The organism is uncultured Ferrovibrio sp. (assembly GCF_937960835.1).
In the GTDB taxonomy this organism is placed as follows: domain Bacteria; phylum Pseudomonadota; class Alphaproteobacteria; order Ferrovibrionales; family Ferrovibrionaceae; genus Ferrovibrio.
This window is the reverse complement of sequence record NZ_CALGPC010000014.1, coordinates 45,393-60,420: the sequence shown is the minus strand read 5'-3', so window position 1 is coordinate 60,420 and position 15,028 is coordinate 45,393. Positions and strand designations below refer to the sequence as shown.

At 61.9% G+C, this 15,028-nt stretch carries 16 protein-coding genes; 12 read left to right on the top strand and 4 right to left on the bottom strand.

Annotated elements, in window-relative coordinates:
- Positions 1-398, top strand: a 398-nt coding sequence (locus Q0603_RS14095) for an aldo/keto reductase (RefSeq protein ID WP_298726741.1), incomplete at its 5' end; no start/stop codon positions are given.
- 154 nt (positions 399-552) lie between these two features.
- On the opposite strand, the gene tyrS is transcribed toward Q0603_RS14095, so the two are convergent.
- Positions 553-1,809 (bottom strand): tyrosine--tRNA ligase, encoded by a 1,257-nt coding sequence (gene tyrS / locus Q0603_RS14090; protein ID WP_298726739.1) that lies wholly within the window; start codon positions 1,807-1,809, stop codon positions 553-555.
- 125 nt (positions 1,810-1,934) lie between these two features.
- Here tyrS and Q0603_RS14085 point away from each other — a divergent pair, with 125 nt between their 5' ends.
- On the top strand, positions 1,935-2,990 hold the full coding sequence (locus Q0603_RS14085; protein WP_298726737.1) for an anhydro-N-acetylmuramic acid kinase: 1,056 nt from the start codon (positions 1,935-1,937) through the stop codon (positions 2,988-2,990).
- 26 nt (positions 2,991-3,016) lie between these two features.
- Here the strand turns inward: Q0603_RS14085 and Q0603_RS14080 are convergent, their stop codons facing one another.
- Positions 3,017-5,551, bottom strand: coding sequence for a PAS domain S-box protein (locus Q0603_RS14080; protein WP_298726735.1), 2,535 nt, complete (start codon positions 5,549-5,551; stop codon positions 3,017-3,019).
- Positions 5,552-5,876: 325 nt separating this feature from the next.
- Here Q0603_RS14080 and Q0603_RS14075 point away from each other — a divergent pair, with 325 nt between their 5' ends.
- Positions 5,877-6,434 carry a septation protein A gene (locus tag Q0603_RS14075; protein ID WP_298726733.1) on the top strand — a complete coding sequence of 186 codons (558 nt, stop codon included), beginning with the start codon at positions 5,877-5,879 and terminating at the stop codon, positions 6,432-6,434.
- A 64-nt stretch (positions 6,435-6,498) separates the two neighbouring features.
- Here the strand turns inward: Q0603_RS14075 and Q0603_RS14070 are convergent, their stop codons facing one another.
- Complete coding sequence (locus Q0603_RS14070; RefSeq protein ID WP_298726731.1) at positions 6,499-7,194, bottom strand: alpha/beta hydrolase; 696 nt, start codon at positions 7,192-7,194, stop codon at positions 6,499-6,501.
- Between the two features lie 182 nt (positions 7,195-7,376).
- Between Q0603_RS14070 and Q0603_RS14065 the strand changes: the two genes are divergently transcribed.
- The 9 genes from Q0603_RS14065 to Q0603_RS14025 all read left to right on the top strand — a co-directional run bounded on the left by Q0603_RS14065 (position 7,377) and on the right by Q0603_RS14025 (position 14,531).
- Entirely contained in the window at positions 7,377-8,525 is a 1,149-nt protein-coding gene (locus Q0603_RS14065; RefSeq protein WP_298726729.1) for a cysteine desulfurase family protein, read from the top strand.
- Between the two features lie 274 nt (positions 8,526-8,799).
- Complete coding sequence (locus Q0603_RS14060; protein WP_298726727.1) at positions 8,800-9,222, top strand: group III truncated hemoglobin; 423 nt, start codon at positions 8,800-8,802, stop codon at positions 9,220-9,222.
- A 60-nt stretch (positions 9,223-9,282) separates the two neighbouring features.
- A complete protein-coding gene (locus Q0603_RS14055; protein ID WP_298726725.1) occupies positions 9,283-9,609 on the top strand; it encodes a ferredoxin family 2Fe-2S iron-sulfur cluster binding protein in 327 nt (108 codons plus the stop codon).
- 24 nt (positions 9,610-9,633) lie between these two features.
- Positions 9,634-10,353 (top strand): ribonuclease activity regulator RraA, encoded by a 720-nt coding sequence (locus Q0603_RS14050; RefSeq protein ID WP_298726723.1) that lies wholly within the window; start codon positions 9,634-9,636, stop codon positions 10,351-10,353.
- Positions 10,354-10,464: 111 nt separating this feature from the next.
- The gene (locus tag Q0603_RS14045) at positions 10,465-11,307 is read left to right on the top strand and encodes an amidohydrolase family protein (protein ID WP_298726721.1); all 843 of its coding nucleotides are present in this window, start codon (positions 10,465-10,467) and stop codon (positions 11,305-11,307) included.
- A gap of 206 nt (positions 11,308-11,513) precedes the next feature.
- Entirely contained in the window at positions 11,514-11,687 is a 174-nt protein-coding gene (locus tag Q0603_RS14040) for a hypothetical protein (protein WP_298726719.1), read from the top strand.
- A complete protein-coding gene (locus tag Q0603_RS14035) occupies positions 11,684-12,841 on the top strand; it encodes a cytochrome c peroxidase (RefSeq protein ID WP_298726717.1) in 1,158 nt (385 codons plus the stop codon). Before Q0603_RS14040 ends, Q0603_RS14035 begins: the two co-directional genes overlap by 4 nt.
- A 177-nt stretch (positions 12,842-13,018) precedes the next feature.
- Positions 13,019-13,867: a ferredoxin--NADP reductase gene (locus tag Q0603_RS14030; RefSeq protein ID WP_298726715.1), complete on the top strand. Its 849-nt coding sequence runs from the start codon at positions 13,019-13,021 to the stop codon at positions 13,865-13,867.
- 58 nt (positions 13,868-13,925) lie between these two features.
- Complete coding sequence (locus tag Q0603_RS14025; protein WP_298726713.1) at positions 13,926-14,531, top strand: cysteine hydrolase; 606 nt, start codon at positions 13,926-13,928, stop codon at positions 14,529-14,531.
- Here the strand turns inward: Q0603_RS14025 and crcB are convergent.
- Positions 14,528-14,914, bottom strand: coding sequence for a fluoride efflux transporter CrcB (gene crcB / locus Q0603_RS14020; RefSeq protein WP_298726743.1), 387 nt, complete (start codon positions 14,912-14,914; stop codon positions 14,528-14,530). The genes Q0603_RS14025 and crcB overlap by 4 nt on opposite strands.
- Between the last annotated feature and the right edge of the window lie 114 nt (positions 14,915-15,028).

Below are 15,028 nucleotides of genomic sequence, written 5' to 3'. Positions count from 1 at the left end.
TGTGCTCTTCCGATCTGGAGCCGCTCGCCAACCGCTCGCTGACCAAATATAAGCTGATCATCGAGGATTTCGGCGGCTGGGACCTGTTCCAGGAACTGCTAGGCGTGCTGGATGGCATCGCCAAGGCGCATGGCGTGAATATCGGCCAGGTGGCGACGCGCTACGTGCTCGACCGGCCGGGCGTTGCGGGTGCCATCATCGGCGCCACCTCGACGCGACATCTGGCGAGCAATCTGCGCGTCGACAGTCTGAAGCTGACCGAGGCCGATCGGGCGGCGCTGGCGGCCGTGCTAGCCAAGCGCCAGGGTCCGCCGGGCGACTGCTACGACATCGAGCGGGACAAAAACGGCCGTCACGGTCGCATTATGCGCTACAATCTCAACGAAGGCCGGCACTAAGGCAGCCAGTACAGGCTGTGATCTGCGCAGGCCATCATCCTCGGGCCTAACGCGAGGATCTCCTCCCATTTTGCACGAGATGGCCGGGGCAAGCCGGCCATGATGCCCCGGCACAAGGTCGGGGGGTGACGTGTGGGGGAAAGGCGATGCGCCCTTACGCCGCCTCGATCAGGACATGCTGCTTCTTGCCGAAGCTCAGGCGCAGGCGGCCATCGGCACCGAGATCGGCCGTGCCGATCTTCTGCGTTTCTTCCGCCACCGGCTTGTCGTTCAGCTTGATTGCGTTGCCGCGGATATGCCGGCGCGCTTCGCCGCCGGATTTGGCAAGGCCGGCTTCCAGCACCAGCGCGAAGGCTTCGATGCCGGCTTCCAACCGTGCGCGATCCACCTTCACCACCGGCAGGGCGCCGCCGAAATTGCCCTCCTCGAATGCTTTCCGCGCCGTTTCGGCAGCCGTCTCGGCGGCCTCGCGGCCGCGGCATAGCGCGGTTGCCTCGGTGGCAAGTATCTTTTTCGCTTCGTTCAGTTCGGCGCCTTGCAGCTTTTCCAGCCGCGTGATCTCCTCCATCGGCAGGTCGGTGAAGAGCCGCAGGAAGCGGCCCACATCGGCATCATCGCAGTTACGCCAGTACTGCCAGTAATCGTAGGTCGGCAGCATGTCCTCGTTGAGCCAGACCGCGCCGCTGGCTGTCTTGCCCATCTTTTGGCCGGACGCAGTCATGAGCAGCGGGCAGGTGAGGCCATAGAGGCTGAGGTCATGGGCACGGCGGCCGAGTTCGACGCCGTTGACGATGTTGCCCCACTGGTCCGAGCCGCCCATCTGCAGATTGCAGTTGTAGCGCCGCGCCAGTTCGACGAAGTCGTAAGCCTGCAGGATCATGTAGTTGAATTCGAGGAAGCTGAGCGGTTGCTCCCGATCCAGACGCAGCTTCACGGAATCGAAGCTGAGCATGCGGTTGACCGAGAAATGTCGACCATAGTCGCGCAGGAACTCGATGTAGTTCAGCTTGTCCAGCCAGTCGGCATTGTTGACCATGATGGCATCGGTCGGCCCATCGCCGAATTTGACGAAGCGGTTGAACACCGTCTTGATGCTGGCCATGTTGGCGGCGATGTCTTCCACGGTCAGCAGCTTGCGCGCTTCGTCCTTGCCCGAGGGATCTCCTACCTTGGTGGTGCCGCCGCCCATCAGCACGATCGGCTTATGGCCGGCCTGCTGCAGCCGCCGCAGCATCATGATCGAGAGCAGATGCCCGACATGCAGGCTCGGCCCGGTGCAGTCATAGCCGACATAGCAGGTGATGCCCTGCGGTTTCTGCGCCAGTTCGTCCAGGGCCTCGGCATCGGTCGCCTGGTGCAGGTAACCGCGCTGGGCCAAGGTCTGCAGGAAAGCGGAACGGTACTCGGTCATGATCCTGGACTCGTATCGGATTTTGGGATTTTTGCGGGCAACGGTGTAACATACCCCTCCCGACTCGCCTAGCTTCAGACGTTCTTGCCTTGCCCCAATCAGACTGGATAGAGCCCCGCTGGATCATGGGCCTGATGAGCGGCACATCGATGGATGGCATCGATGCCGCCCTGTTGCGCACGGATGGCGAAAGCATCACCGAATTCGGCCCGGCGATCACGCGGCCCTATACGGCGGATCTGCGCGAGCGCATCCGGTCGGTCCTGGGCGGGCAGGGGCCGGTGATGGCTGTTTCCCGCGCGATTACCGAGGCCCATGCCGAGGCAGCCACCGCCCTGTTGGCCGAAGCCGGAATGAAGGCGGGTGAGGTCGCTTGGATCGGCTTCCACGGCCATACCGTCTTGCACCGGCCGGAAAAGCACCGCACCTGGCAGATCGGCGACGGCGCCCTGTTGGCCAAGCTGACTGGCATTCCAGTGGTCAGCGATTTTCGCAGCCAGGATGTCGCCATGGGTGGGCAGGGGGCGCCGCTGGTGCCGCTCTATCATGAGGCGCTGGCGCGCTATGCCGGCCTGCAGGCGCCCTTGCTGGTACTCAATCTCGGCGGGGTGGGCAATGTCACTTATATCGGCAGCGACGGTACGCTGATTGCCTTCGATACCGGCCCCGGCAACGCGCTGATCGACGATTGGATGCAGCGCCATACCGGCGCGATCCGCGACGAGAATGGCGTCACCGCGGCCAGCGGCAAGGTGGACGAGCTGGTCGTCGCACATCTGCTGGAGCATCCCTACTTCGCCGCGCCGCCGCCCAAGTCGCTGGACCGCGGTGACTTCGCCATCGCCGCCGTGGAAGACATGCCGTTTGCCGATGGCGCGGCGACATTGACCGCCTTTACCGCCGCCGCGGTGGCGCAGGGCCTGCAGCATTTGCCGCAGCACCCGACGCGCTGCCTGGTCACCGGCGGCGGGCGGCACAATGCGACCTTGATGCGCATGCTGACGCAGGCGCTGAATCATCCCGTAGAAGCGGTGGAGACGGTCGGCTGGCGCGGCGACAGCCTGGAGGCCGAAGCCTTCGCCTTCCTGGCAGCCCGCGCGGTGCGTGATCTGCCGCTGAGTTTGCCCAGCACTACCGGAGTGCCAAAGCCGGTCAGCGGCGGCCGGATATTTCATCCTTGAGCTTGACGTAGAGAAACCTTGTTCTTTCAGGCGGCATCACTGGTCGTTTTGTCAGATTGGCCGCTCTCAGCTAACGCGACTTCCAAGGCAGTCAGCAACTTGGGGATGTCGAGCGGCCGGGACAGGACGCGGAAAAAGCCGGCCAACCTGCTCCGCGGCGTGAACTCCGTCGTCAGCGCCAGCACCGGCACATGCGTCATGTCCGGTATCTTCTTAAGCTGGGCGAGGACTGCAAGGCCATCCGTGTCGCTCAGCTCGCTCTCGACCATGATCACCTCCGGGCGCCTTAGCGCCGCCATGGCAAGGCCGATTGCTCCATCTTGAGCTTCCAGCAGACTCGTTGAAGGAAGTGCGTTTACGATGTGGCGCATCAGCAGCAGTTCCTCGCTGCTTTGCCCGATATAAAGGATGAGGCGATCAGGTGGTGGTGCCTTGCGTGCAATGACGGGCGTTGCAGGCAGGGCAGCAGCTGCGGCCGTGGCATCGACCGGCATATCGATCCAGAACTGGCTGTCTTCATACGGGTCACTGGTGAAGCCAGTACGCCCGTCCATCAATTGAACGAGCTTGCGGATAAGCGGCAGCCCGAGGGACGTCACGTTTGCGGACTGCTTTGCATCGGCGGATTCGATGAGCTGCGCATGCATATGCTCCGGAATCCCGCCGCCGGAGACGGTAGCAGTGAGGCGGACCCAATTGTCATCGAGACGCTCGTAGCCGAAACGCAATATTCCCGCTGGGCGGTTATATTTGATGGCATTGGAGCCGAAATTGATCAGCACCTGGGCCAGACGGGTGCGATCGGCGAGGATCATGGGCAACCCCGCGCCGCAATCTCCGATATCGAGCGTGATATTCCCCGCTTTGGCTTGCGGCTTGAGGATGGCGCCGACCGCTTTCATCAAGGGCAGAATCTCTACCGACCCGACGTTCAGAGCGATCTTGGCCGGACCTGCACGGTTCAGCGCCACGGTGTCATCGACCAGGTGTTGCAGATATTTACCGCTTTCGATGATTGCCTGGGCAGCCTCGGCCTGTTGGGCGGTAAGCGGCCCCAGCTTGCCGTTCGCGAGAGATTGCGAGACATTCAGGATACCGTGCATCGGCTCATGCAGATCATGGCTGATTGCGGCAAGGATATCCGCCTTGGCTTGAGCCGCGCGCTCGGCCTCGCTGCGCGCATTTCGCAACGCCTCTTCGGCATCCTTGCGATCCGTTATGTCGCGTGCCGTGCCGAATATTTCCACTGGCTTGCCCGATATCGCATCGCGGATCAGGCGCATGCTGGCCTCGATCCATACCCAATGACCATCACGATGCTGCAAGCGGGTTTCCAGCGTGGCGCGATCGAGGCCTGCGGTCATCATGTGCCAGATCGCCTTCGTCCGGGTTATGTCATCCGGATGAACGGCATGTTCGGCTTTCGCTGTGATCCACTCCTCAGGCGCGTAACCCAGAAGATCGATGATGGCTGGTGAGGCGTAGCGCCGGACTAGGTTTAAATCGAGCGTAAAGACCATGTCGCGGGAGATATCGGCGAGATGTCGATAATTCTCGGCGGCATCTGCCGCTTCGCGTTCCGCACGTTGGCACAGGCCGACCTGCTGGATTAGACGCCAGCCTAGCGCTGCGACTATTAGCACAAGGATTGCGGCCATTAGCGTCTGTTGCCAGGTGGCATCACGCCATGCCGTTAGCACTTCGTCATGAGACAATCCGACAGCCACAACCAGAGGATAGGCATCGAGTTTCCGATAACTGCCTATCCGGCGCACGCCATCGGTAGACGACGCTACCTCATGAGCCCCGGATGTCCGGAATGCTAGAGCCTGAAAGAGCGTCATATCCTGAATATCGCGTCCGAGATGCGCCGCGTCGAAGGGGCGGCGTGACAGCAGGGCGCCATCGGCTCTGGCCAGAAGGACTGCGCCGTCAGTGCCGATGTCCAAGGCGTCGAAGAAGGCATGCAGGCGACCGGTATCGAACATCGCGACGACGACACCGCCGAAACTGCCATCTCTCCGATTGACGCGGCGCGAGAGCGGAATGACCCAGGTCTGATAGACCTCGTCCTGAACCGGGCGTCCGATATGCGGGATGTCATCGTCGTTGCGATGCGCCTCGATATAATCCTCGCCGGTGAGATTCAGGTGAGTTCGGCGGCCGGGTGTATGGATGAGCGACGCGCCGCCCCGATCCAGATAGGTCAGCGACACCAGCCCGGGCAACGTGTCGACCTGCGTCTGCCACTGGCTGAGGAGCGGCTTCAGCGCTGCAGGATTATCGCCTGCCGTCTCCGTCTGCTCCGCTGCATGGGCGAGCACGGCATCGACGGCACGGATGCTATCTTCCACACTCCGGGCAACCGACCGCGCGAGAGTCTCGGTGGTGCGTTCGGCGTTACGGATGTTCTCCCGCCGGCTCTGCCAGAGGCTAGTGATTTCGAAGCCGGTCAGCGCCAGACAGACGAAAGCGATGAAGACCACAGCCGATGAGCGCAATGACAGCAAGCCCATGAAATTCCGCGACTGATGGTCCGGCATTACTTGCCGCAATGACATGGCCTTGCCTTCTAACGCACGGCCTCATCGCAACTGTTTTCGACTCGTGCCGCAAAATACCAGACGCCGTTCGGGCGTGGGTTCCGATGTAGCTGCGGTAGGGGAACGCGGGGAGTTACTATTCGCTAACAAAGGGTTGTCATTTGCTAACCTCTTGTGGATGAAGGTGGAAGAGGTCGCTCAATGACCACCTAAAGCTGATACTGCGGCGAACATGATTGCGCTTATCGGGAATCAGAACATCTGCTGCCCTGTTGGGACGCAGGCTTCCCTTTGTTATCCACAATCGTCATAAAAGATGACGCTGAGGATGGAATTTTACACGATGAACCCAACCACACCTCGCTGGCTGAAGCCGGTGACCGAATATGCACCACTGGCGGTTTTTCTGGCCGCCTATGCCGCTGCCGATCTGATGGCGGCAACCGTGGCCTTGCTGGCGGCGACGGCAATCGCGCTTGGCCTGTCGCTTTTTTACCTGCGGAAGCTGCCGCTGCTGCCGTTGATCACGGCTGCGGTGGTGGGGCTGTTCGGCGGGCTCACGCTATGGCTGCAGGATGAGACTTTCATCAAGATGAAGCCGACCATCGTCAATGCCATCTTCGCCGCGCTGCTGCTGGGTGGGCTGGCTTTCGGGCGGATCTGGCTGAAGCTGCTGCTCGGGCAGGCCTTGGCAATCAATGACGAAGGCTGGCGCCGGCTGACGCGTCGCTTCGGTCTGTTCTTCGCCACGATGGCGTTGCTGAACGAGATCGTGTGGCGCACGCAAAGCACGGATTTCTGGGTCGCCTTCAAGGTCTTCGGCCTGCTCGGCCTGACCTTCCTCTTCATGCTGGCCCAGGCGCCGCTGATTGCCCGGCATAAGATCGAAGAGGGGATGTAGGGTCGGAGGCTGCATGAGAACCGTCATGCTCGGGCCACGCCCGAGCATGACGACTATGCAGGGCTTACGCCGCCGGCGGGTTGTTGTTGCTGACAGCGCCTTTGCCAGCGCGGGCCGAGGTCGGCACCAGCGAGGCCTTGATGTATTTGTCGCAGGCCGCCGTCAGCTCGTCGAGCTTGCCTTCGAAGAAGTGGTCAGCGCCCTGAATCTTCTTATAGTCGATCTTAATGCCCTTCTGCATCGACAGGCGCTGTGCCAGCTTGGCGACCTCCGGTTCGGACACGATCTTGTCGTCAGTGCCCTGAATGATCAGGCCGGAAGACGGGCAGGGCGCCAGGAAGCCGAAATCGAACATGCCGGCCGGCGGTGCCACGGAAATGAAGCCGTCGATCTCCGGCCGCCGCATCAGCAGCTGCATCGAGATCCAGGCGCCGAAGGAGAAGCCGGCGATCCAGACGGCCGAGGCATTGGCATTAACGCCCTGCAGCCAGTCCAGCGCCGCGGCGGCGTCCGACAACTCGCCCACGCCGTTGTCGAAACTGCCCTGGCTGCGGCCAACGCCGCGGAAATTGAAACGCAGGACCGAGAAGCCGCGTTTTGCGAAGACGTGGAAGAGGTTGTAGACCACCTTGTTGTTCATCGTCCCGCCGTAGAGCGGGTGCGGATGAAGAATCAGGGCAATCGGAGCATTGGCTTCCGGCCCGTGGCTGTAGCGGCCTTCCAGCCGCCCATCGGGACCAGGAAAAATGATGTCAGGCATCGCGGTTCGTCACTTTTGCCGCAAAAGGGAAGCTTCGGCGGTGTTTATCGGTTGAAGCGGGGTCCATTTTACCATAGTTGGCTCCGCAGAATTCAAGCTTAAAAAATGCAACCCGGCGTATCCTGTTCAGCGCAAATGGGAATTTGGCGGCAGGAATGCAAGTCCGACCGGAAGGATGCGTTATGAGCCCGGGATCGACTCCTGGTTTTGTCTATCTCGATTACAACGCCACGGCCCCCCTCCGGCCGGAGGCACGGGAGGCCGTGCTGAAGGCCTTGGAGGCCCCCGGTAACCCCTCTTCGGTGCATCGCTTTGGCCGCGCCGCGCGCAAGCTGGTGGAGGAGGCGAGGGCAAGCGTCGCAGCCCTGGTCGGTGCCGAGCCGAAGCGGGTGGTCTTCACCTCCGGCGGCACCGAGGCGAATAACCTCGCCTTGCGGCTGGCGATCGAGCAGGCCGGGGTGAAGAGCCTGATCGTCTCCGCCATCGAGCATGACTCGGTCCTGCGCCCGGCGCGTCATGCCGGCTTGCCTATTGTCGAACTGCCAGCTGGCGCCGATGGCGTCGTGCTGCTGGCCGCTCTTGAAGAAGCTCTGGCACACGCACCCAAACCGGCGCTGGTCGCCCTCATGCTGGCCAATAACGAGACCGGCGCGATCCAGCCGGTGGCAGAGGTCACCCGGCTGGCCCATGAACAGGGCGCCCTGCTGCTCTGCGACGCCGTCCAGGCGGCGGGCAAGATCGCGGTCGATCTCTCCCGGCTCGCCTGCGACTTCCTCACCCTTTCGGCCCATAAGCTCGGCGGGCCGACCGGGGTAGGGGCGCTGGTTACCCGCGACGATTGGGTGCCAGCGCCTTTGCTGCGCGGCGGGGGGCAGGAGCAGGGCCAGCGCGCCGGCACGGAGAACCTGCCGGGCATCGCCGGCTTCGGCGCCGCGGCGGCTGCCGCCCTGCAGAGTTTGCCCCGAATGGCCGAGGTTGCCGGCCTGCGCGATCGGCTTCAGGCCGCCCTGCTGGTTGCCTGCCCGGAGGCTCCGGTGCATGGGGGCGGGGGGCCGCGCCTGCCGAACACCCTGTGCATTGGCATGCCGGGGGTACCAGCAGAGACCCAGGTGATGGCATTGGATCTGGCTGGGGTTGCGGTCTCGGCCGGCTCGGCCTGTTCCTCGGGAAAGGTAACCCCGAGCCATGTGCTGACCGGTATGGGCCTGCCTGAGCCGACCGCCCGGGAGGCCATCCGCTTTAGTCTTGGCTGGGCGACCAGCGAGGCCGATATCGAGCGGGCGGCACGAGTCTGGAGCGAGTTTTGGATGAAGAAAAGAACTGATTTATAAGTTCATATATTGTGGTTAATATATTGATATTAATTAAAAATCATATTTAAGAAGGCGGATTATCCGCTCTGGATACGTCTCGGCGATTACACTCAGCGATTACAGATTACAGTTATGTGTCCAGGCCGAAAGAGGCAATCTACTTATGAAGATATTATCGACTCTACAGTAGCTTGCCGTAACTATATGATCTGAAGTCGAAATTGATCTGACGCAAAGCTGCGCTTGATGGTTCGGTCTAAATCGGACCGATCCAGGGGTAGCGAGGCGTAGAATGGTTGGACGGCAGGCGGCAGCGGCAATTACGGGAGAGGCGGTCAGCGAGGACATGATCCGGGCGTTGGTCCGGGGCTTCTACGAGCGGGCCAATGCCGATCCTCTGCTGGGGCCGATCTTCGCGGCGGCAATCCCAGACTGGGAAGGACATCTCAGGGTGGTCGAGGATTTCTGGTCCCGAGTCCTGCGTAGCACAGACCGTTACCGTGGATGCGTCATGAGTGCCCATGCGGGCATGCGGCCCCAGCCGATCCATTTCGATCGCTGGCTGGCGCTGTTCCAGGCCACGGCCGAGGAGATCCTGCCGCCGGCGGCCTGCCGGCGTGCTCTAGAGGCGGCCGGCTTCGTCGACCAACGTCTTCGAATGATGGCCGGCGCGGTCGGAACTTGCGCGGCTGAGGCCCCCCTTCAGGCTGGCTGACCTCGGGTTGCGGGCCGCCGGGTGGAAGGATATATCGAGCCCTCCCAAACGGAGTAGTCCATGCCCAAGATGACCTTCATCCAGCCCGATGGTAAGCGCCTTGAAGTCGATGCACCGGTCGGCCTGTCGGTGCTGGAGATTGCCCATAAGCATGGCGTGGATATCGAGGGCGCCTGCGAAGGCTCACTCGCCTGCTCGACCTGCCATGTCATCGTCGACCCGGAATGGTACGGCAAACTGCCCGATGCCAAGCCGGATGAGGAGGACATGCTTGATCTCGCCTTCGGCTTGACCAAGACTTCGCGGCTCGGCTGTCAGTTGATCATGACACCCGAGCTGGACGGGCTGGTGGTCAGCCTGCCCACGGCCACACGCAACATGATGTAAAAAAACGAAGGGGAAGAGGAAACGATGACCGGTTTGAAGCCAGAAACCCGAGAAAAGCTCAAAACGGTCAGCGTAGCGACCCTGTCCACCGCGTTATTCAAGCGCGGCCTGCGGAACCAGACGATCCAGGATGTCCGCCCGCTGAATCCGAATTTGGGCAACATGGTCGGCGAGGCCTTCACGCTGCGCTACATCCCGGCGCGCGAGGACCTCAACCCGATCACTGTGTTCCAGGACCGCAGCCATCCCCAGCGCAAGGCGGTGGAAGACTGCCCGCCCGGCGCGGTCTTCGTCATCGACAGCCGCAAGGACCCGCGCGCGGCGTCTGCCGGTTCGATCCTGGTGTCCCGCCTGATGGTGCGAGGTGTGGCCGGTGTTGTCACCGATGGCGGCTTCCGTGACAGCCCTGAGATCGCCAAGCTGAAGATCCCCGCCTATCACAACCGTCCTTCGGCGCCGACCAATCTGACCTATCATCAGGCCATCGACATCAACGTGCCGATCGGCTGCGGTGATGTGCCGGTTTTCCCGGGCGACGTGATCGTCGGCGATGGGGAAGCCGTAATCGTCATCCCGGCGGCGATTGCCGACGAGATTGCTGATGAGGCGGTAGAGATGACGGCCTTCGAGGATTTCGTCACCGAGGAAGTGCTGAAAGGCCGTTCGATCCTCGGCCTCTATCCGGCTACCGATCCGCAGACCAAGGTCGACTTCGAGGCCTGGCGCAAGGCTAAGAATCGCTGATCAGAGAAAGTCGTTGATCTGGGCGGTCAGCCTGGCCTTCTTCCTCTCTGTAACGTGATGGGCGGCGTTCGTGCACCACGCTAGAATGCCGTCGAGTCACGGAGGGGTGAGATGAAACTCTGGTCGATGCCGGTCATGCTGGTTGCCCTGGCGGCAGGCAGCGTGCAGGCCCAGCAGCAATCTTACGCCGGCCCGCTGATCGACGCCCATGTGCATTACAGCCATGACGCCTGGGACATGCTGCCGCCCGACAAGGCCATTGCCGTACTGCGCAACGAGGCCCGGCTAAAACGCGTGCTGGTTTCCAGTTCAAGCGACGACGGCACGCAGAAGCTTTATGCCATTGCCCCCGATCTGATTGTTCCCGAGCTGCGGCCCTATCGCCGCCGTGGCGAACTGTCGACCTGGATGAAGGACGACAGCGTCATTGCGCATCTGGAGGACCGGTTGAGGCGCTACCGCTATGTCGGGATTGGTGAGTTCCACCTCTACGGTGCCGATGCGGATCTGCCCGTGCCGCGCCGTATGGTGGAACTGGCGAAGCAGCACAAGCTATTTCTGCATGCTCATTCCGACGCCGACGCGGTGGAGCGCCTGTTCAAGCATGACCCGGATGCACTGATCCTCTGGGCTCATTCCGGCTTTGCCCGGCCGGACGAGATCCGCGCCATGCTGTCGAAGTACAAAAATCTTTGGGCCGATCTCGCCGTGCGCAGCGAGCATGGGCGAGATGGCAAGGTCGATCCCGATTGGCGCAAGCTGTTCGAGGAGTTCCCCGACCGCTTCATGGTGGGGACGGATACCTATACGCCGGAGCGCTGGTATTACATCGCCGAGCATGCCTCCTGGTCGCGCGACTGGCTGGCCGACCTGCCGAAAGACCTAGCCGAGCGGATCGCCTATCGAAATGCCGAAGCGCTGTTCGCGCGGACCGGCTTCGCTTTGCCGCAATGAAGGCCATAACGCTCGCATTGCTTGGGCCGTTGGCCGCATCAGCGGCGGCGGCCCCCGCCGGGGCCTGTTTGAACGCACCGGGCACCATGCACGCCGGATCGCTGGCGGTGACGCCCGTACCTTCACCGATCCCAATGGGAAAGCCATTCGCGCTACAGATCGTGCCCTGCAACGCCGCCCCGGAAAGGCTGACCGTGGATGCGGTCATGCCGGCACATAGGCATGGCATGAACTACCACCCCAAGGTGATCAAAACGAAGAATGGCTTCCGCGCCGAAGGCTTGCTGTTCCATATGCCCGGCGAGTGGGAATTCGTCTTCGATCTGCGTTTCATGGACGGCCGCAGCGAACGCATCACGCATCGTATCGTCGTAAAATGAGGGGCCTGCTGCTGATCTTCTTGGTGCTGTTGCCGGTCTCGGCGCAGGCCTGGACGGAGGCGGAGCGTGAGCAGATTCTCAGCTTCGGCCCCTGGCCGCCAGAGGCTGCGCGCGATTCCAGCAATCGTCTTTCCGGCAATCCTGCGGCGATCGCGCTCGGCGCCGCCCTGTTCAGTGAGACGCGCCTGTCGCCCGGCGGTATTGCCTGCATCTCCTGTCATCAGCCGCAGAAGGGCTGGGGCGACGGACTGGCGCGCAGCAAAGGCATGCAGCAGCTCGACCGCAATGCGCCCAGCGTCATGAATGCGCATCTGAGCCGCTGGTTCGGCTGGGATGGCGCGAGTGACAGCCTCTGGGCAGCGTCGATCCGCCCGATCCTGGATGAGCGCGAAATGGCGAGCAGCGCCGAACGTGTAGCAGCCACGATCCGCAGCGACGCGGCGCTTACATGTCAGTTCGAGAAGGTAGCGGGCACTGCGCCGCAGCATTTGGTGGACGAGGCCGTCATGGTGCTGGGCGCCAAGGCCATCGCCGCCTTCCAGGAAACGCTGACCAGCGGCCGCACGCCCTTTGACGATTACCGCGACGCATTGGCGCGCGGTGAGAACGCGCCTTATCCGGAGGCTGCAAAACGAGGTCTGAAGATTTTCTTGGATAGCGCCTGCGCCGCCTGCCACACCGGACCGTCATTCAGCAACGGCGAGTTCCACGATACCGGCCTGCCATATTTCATGCAGAATGGCCGGCCCGATCCAGGCCGTTACGAGGGGATCAAGCGCGTGCGCGCCAATCCGTATAACCGGCTGTCGCGATATAGCGACGATCCCGATTCAGGCTTCACCGTGCGGCATGTAGCGCTGCTGCATCGCAATTGGGGGGAATTCAAAACCCCGAGCCTTCGTAACCTGCGTCACACCGCTCCCTATATGCATGATGGAAGCAAGGCAACTTTGATCGAGGTCATTCGCCATTACTCCGAATTGGATGAAGATCGGCTACATGTCGACGGCGAAGCGATTCTACGGCCGTTGCGGCTGGACGAGGCATCGATCCGCGATTTGGCGGTTTTTCTAGAAACGCTGAGCGCCTCCAATGTTCCGGACGCGGCCAGCCTGGAGCGATGGGCGGAAGAGGCGCGGAAATGCCGGAAGTAACTTATGAACAGTCTAAAGTTGTTATTCTTGTGAAAGGGTTGATTTTCTGTGGAGAATGCCGAATCTCCATCTTTCCAAGGCGCGGCGGATAGATTATATGTGTACATATGATTTGGCCGAACATTCCGGTCCGCGCAGAATTTTTCAGCTGCCCCCAGACGAAGTCGAGCCGAGCCCATGACGAATTCAGCTGCCGCCCCCGTTCTGCCCGCGACCGATGCCGCGGCACCGTCGCATCCGCTGCTCAAGCCAGGTGGTAATCTGCGCGAAGAAACCGTGACCTACGTCCACCATTGGACGGACACGCTGTTTACGTTCCGCACCACCCGCGATGCCAGTTTCCGCTTCATCAACGGTCAGTTTGCGATGATCGGCCTAATCGTCGACAACAAGCCGCTGCTGCGCGCCTATTCGATGGTCAGCGCCAATTACGAGGAGTTCCTCGAATTCCTCTCGATCAAGGTGCCTAACGGCCCGCTGACCTCGCGGTTGCAGCATATTAAGGTCGGCGACAAGATCATTGTCGGCAAGAAGGCGACCGGCACGCTGCTGCAGGACAATCTGCTGCCGGGCAAGACGCTGTATCTGCTCGGCACCGGCACCGGCCTCGCGCCGTTCATGTCGATCATCAAGGACCCAGAGGCCTATGAACGCTACGAGCGTGTCGTGCTGGTGCATGGCGTGCGCACGGTGGCCGAACTGGCCTATGAGCAGTTCATCACCAAGGAGCTGCCGGAGAACGAGTTCTTCGGCGAGGAAGTGAAGCAGAAGCTGCTGTATTATCCGACGGTGACGCGCGAGCCGTACAAGAACCAGGGCCGCGTTACCGACCTGATCCGCAATGGCAAGCTGTTCAGCGATCTTGGCCTGCCCAAGCTGGACATCAACAACGACCGTCTGATGCTGTGCGGCAGCCCGGCCATGCTGGCCGAGATGCGGGGCATGCTGGACGAGATGGGCTGGCAGGAAGGCAGCACGACCGGCGCCGGCCACTACGTGATCGAGAAGGCGTTCGTCGAGCAATAACAGCCGGAACCAAGGCACTGCTTTGCCCGTTGATGAGCCATCATCGACAGCGAAGCAGATGACCGAAACCGGACTGCGCCATGGCCCGCTGGGGCCTTCCACCCTTCATCTCTGCATCGATATGCAGGCCCTGCTGGCCGAGGATACGCCTTGGCATGCGCCCTGGGCTGAGCGCATCCTACCGCGCCTGATCCCGCTGATCGAACGCAGCCCGTCCGATACGGTCTTTACCCGCTTTGTCACCCCGCCCGATCCACAAAGCATGCCGGGCATGTGGCGGCTGTATCATGGCGAATGGCAGGACTGGATGCGCCGGGCCGATCCGCGGTTGTTCGAGCTAATGCCGCCGTTAGGCCATTTCGTGCCGCCGGCGGTGGTGATCGACAAGCCGGTCTATTCCGCCTTCACCGGGCATCTGTTGATCGACCATCTGAGGGTGCGTAACATCGACACCTTGGTGGTGAGCGGCGCCGAGACCGACATCTGCGTCCTGTCCACCGTACTGGCCGCCATCGATCATGGCTATCGCGTCATCCTGGTGCGGGATGCGCTATGCAGTTCCCAGGATGAAACCCACGATGCCCTGATCGCCTTCTACCATGCCAGGCTGAAGCAGCAGGTGGAGATCGCCAGCACTGAGGCAGTGCTGAACGCCTGGACCTAGGCGGTTCGGCCTAGGGCCTGCATCAATGCCAGCCCGGCCCAGGCGGCGATCAGGCAGAGCAGCACTGAGAGCGCGATATTGCTGCCGGCGCGCAGCAGCAATCCTTCGCGGATGAGACCAAGGGTCTGCAGGCTGAAGGACGAGAAGGTGGTGAAGCCGCCGCAGATGCCGACCATCAGGAACAGGCGGGCGGAATCGGTGACCCCCTGCAGGCCGGCCAGGATGCCGATGATCAGCGAGCCCAGGACATTCACCGTCAGCGTACCCCAAGGGAAAACCGCACCGGGAAACAGGGCTTGCAGGCGTGTATCGACGGTGCCAGCCATCCAGTATCGGGCGACGCTGCCCAAGGCGCCGCCCGCCGCCACATAGAGATACGCCATCATGCCGAGATTCCGTCGCCGCCGGTCTGGGATCCGTTCTTATTCAAACGCAGGCAGGATAGCCGGTTCGCTCGATCCCGCCAAACGGCAGGGAGCCATTGATTTGTATCAGAA

Coding starts and splice junctions, on each gene's coding strand:
- tyrS (WP_298726739.1), bottom strand. CDS start 1,809: ATGACCGAGTACCGTTCCGCTTTCCTGCAGACCTTGGCCCAGCGCGGT.
- Q0603_RS14085 (WP_298726737.1), top strand. CDS start 1,935: ATGGGCCTGATGAGCGGCACATCGATGGATGGCATCGATGCCGCCCTG.
- Q0603_RS14080 (WP_298726735.1), bottom strand. CDS start 5,551: ATGTCATTGCGGCAAGTAATGCCGGACCATCAGTCGCGGAATTTCATG.
- Q0603_RS14075 (WP_298726733.1), top strand. CDS start 5,877: ATGAACCCAACCACACCTCGCTGGCTGAAGCCGGTGACCGAATATGCA.
- Q0603_RS14070 (WP_298726731.1), bottom strand. CDS start 7,194: ATGCCTGACATCATTTTTCCTGGTCCCGATGGGCGGCTGGAAGGCCGC.
- Q0603_RS14065 (WP_298726729.1), top strand. CDS start 7,377: ATGAGCCCGGGATCGACTCCTGGTTTTGTCTATCTCGATTACAACGCC.
- Q0603_RS14060 (WP_298726727.1), top strand. CDS start 8,800: ATGGTTGGACGGCAGGCGGCAGCGGCAATTACGGGAGAGGCGGTCAGC.
- Q0603_RS14055 (WP_298726725.1), top strand. CDS start 9,283: ATGCCCAAGATGACCTTCATCCAGCCCGATGGTAAGCGCCTTGAAGTC.
- Q0603_RS14050 (WP_298726723.1), top strand. CDS start 9,634: ATGACCGGTTTGAAGCCAGAAACCCGAGAAAAGCTCAAAACGGTCAGC.
- Q0603_RS14045 (WP_298726721.1), top strand. CDS start 10,465: ATGAAACTCTGGTCGATGCCGGTCATGCTGGTTGCCCTGGCGGCAGGC.
- Q0603_RS14040 (WP_298726719.1), top strand. CDS start 11,514: ATGCCGGCACATAGGCATGGCATGAACTACCACCCCAAGGTGATCAAA.
- Q0603_RS14035 (WP_298726717.1), top strand. CDS start 11,684: ATGAGGGGCCTGCTGCTGATCTTCTTGGTGCTGTTGCCGGTCTCGGCG.
- Q0603_RS14030 (WP_298726715.1), top strand. CDS start 13,019: ATGACGAATTCAGCTGCCGCCCCCGTTCTGCCCGCGACCGATGCCGCG.
- Q0603_RS14025 (WP_298726713.1), top strand. CDS start 13,926: ATGACCGAAACCGGACTGCGCCATGGCCCGCTGGGGCCTTCCACCCTT.
- crcB (WP_298726743.1), bottom strand. CDS start 14,914: ATGGCGTATCTCTATGTGGCGGCGGGCGGCGCCTTGGGCAGCGTCGCC.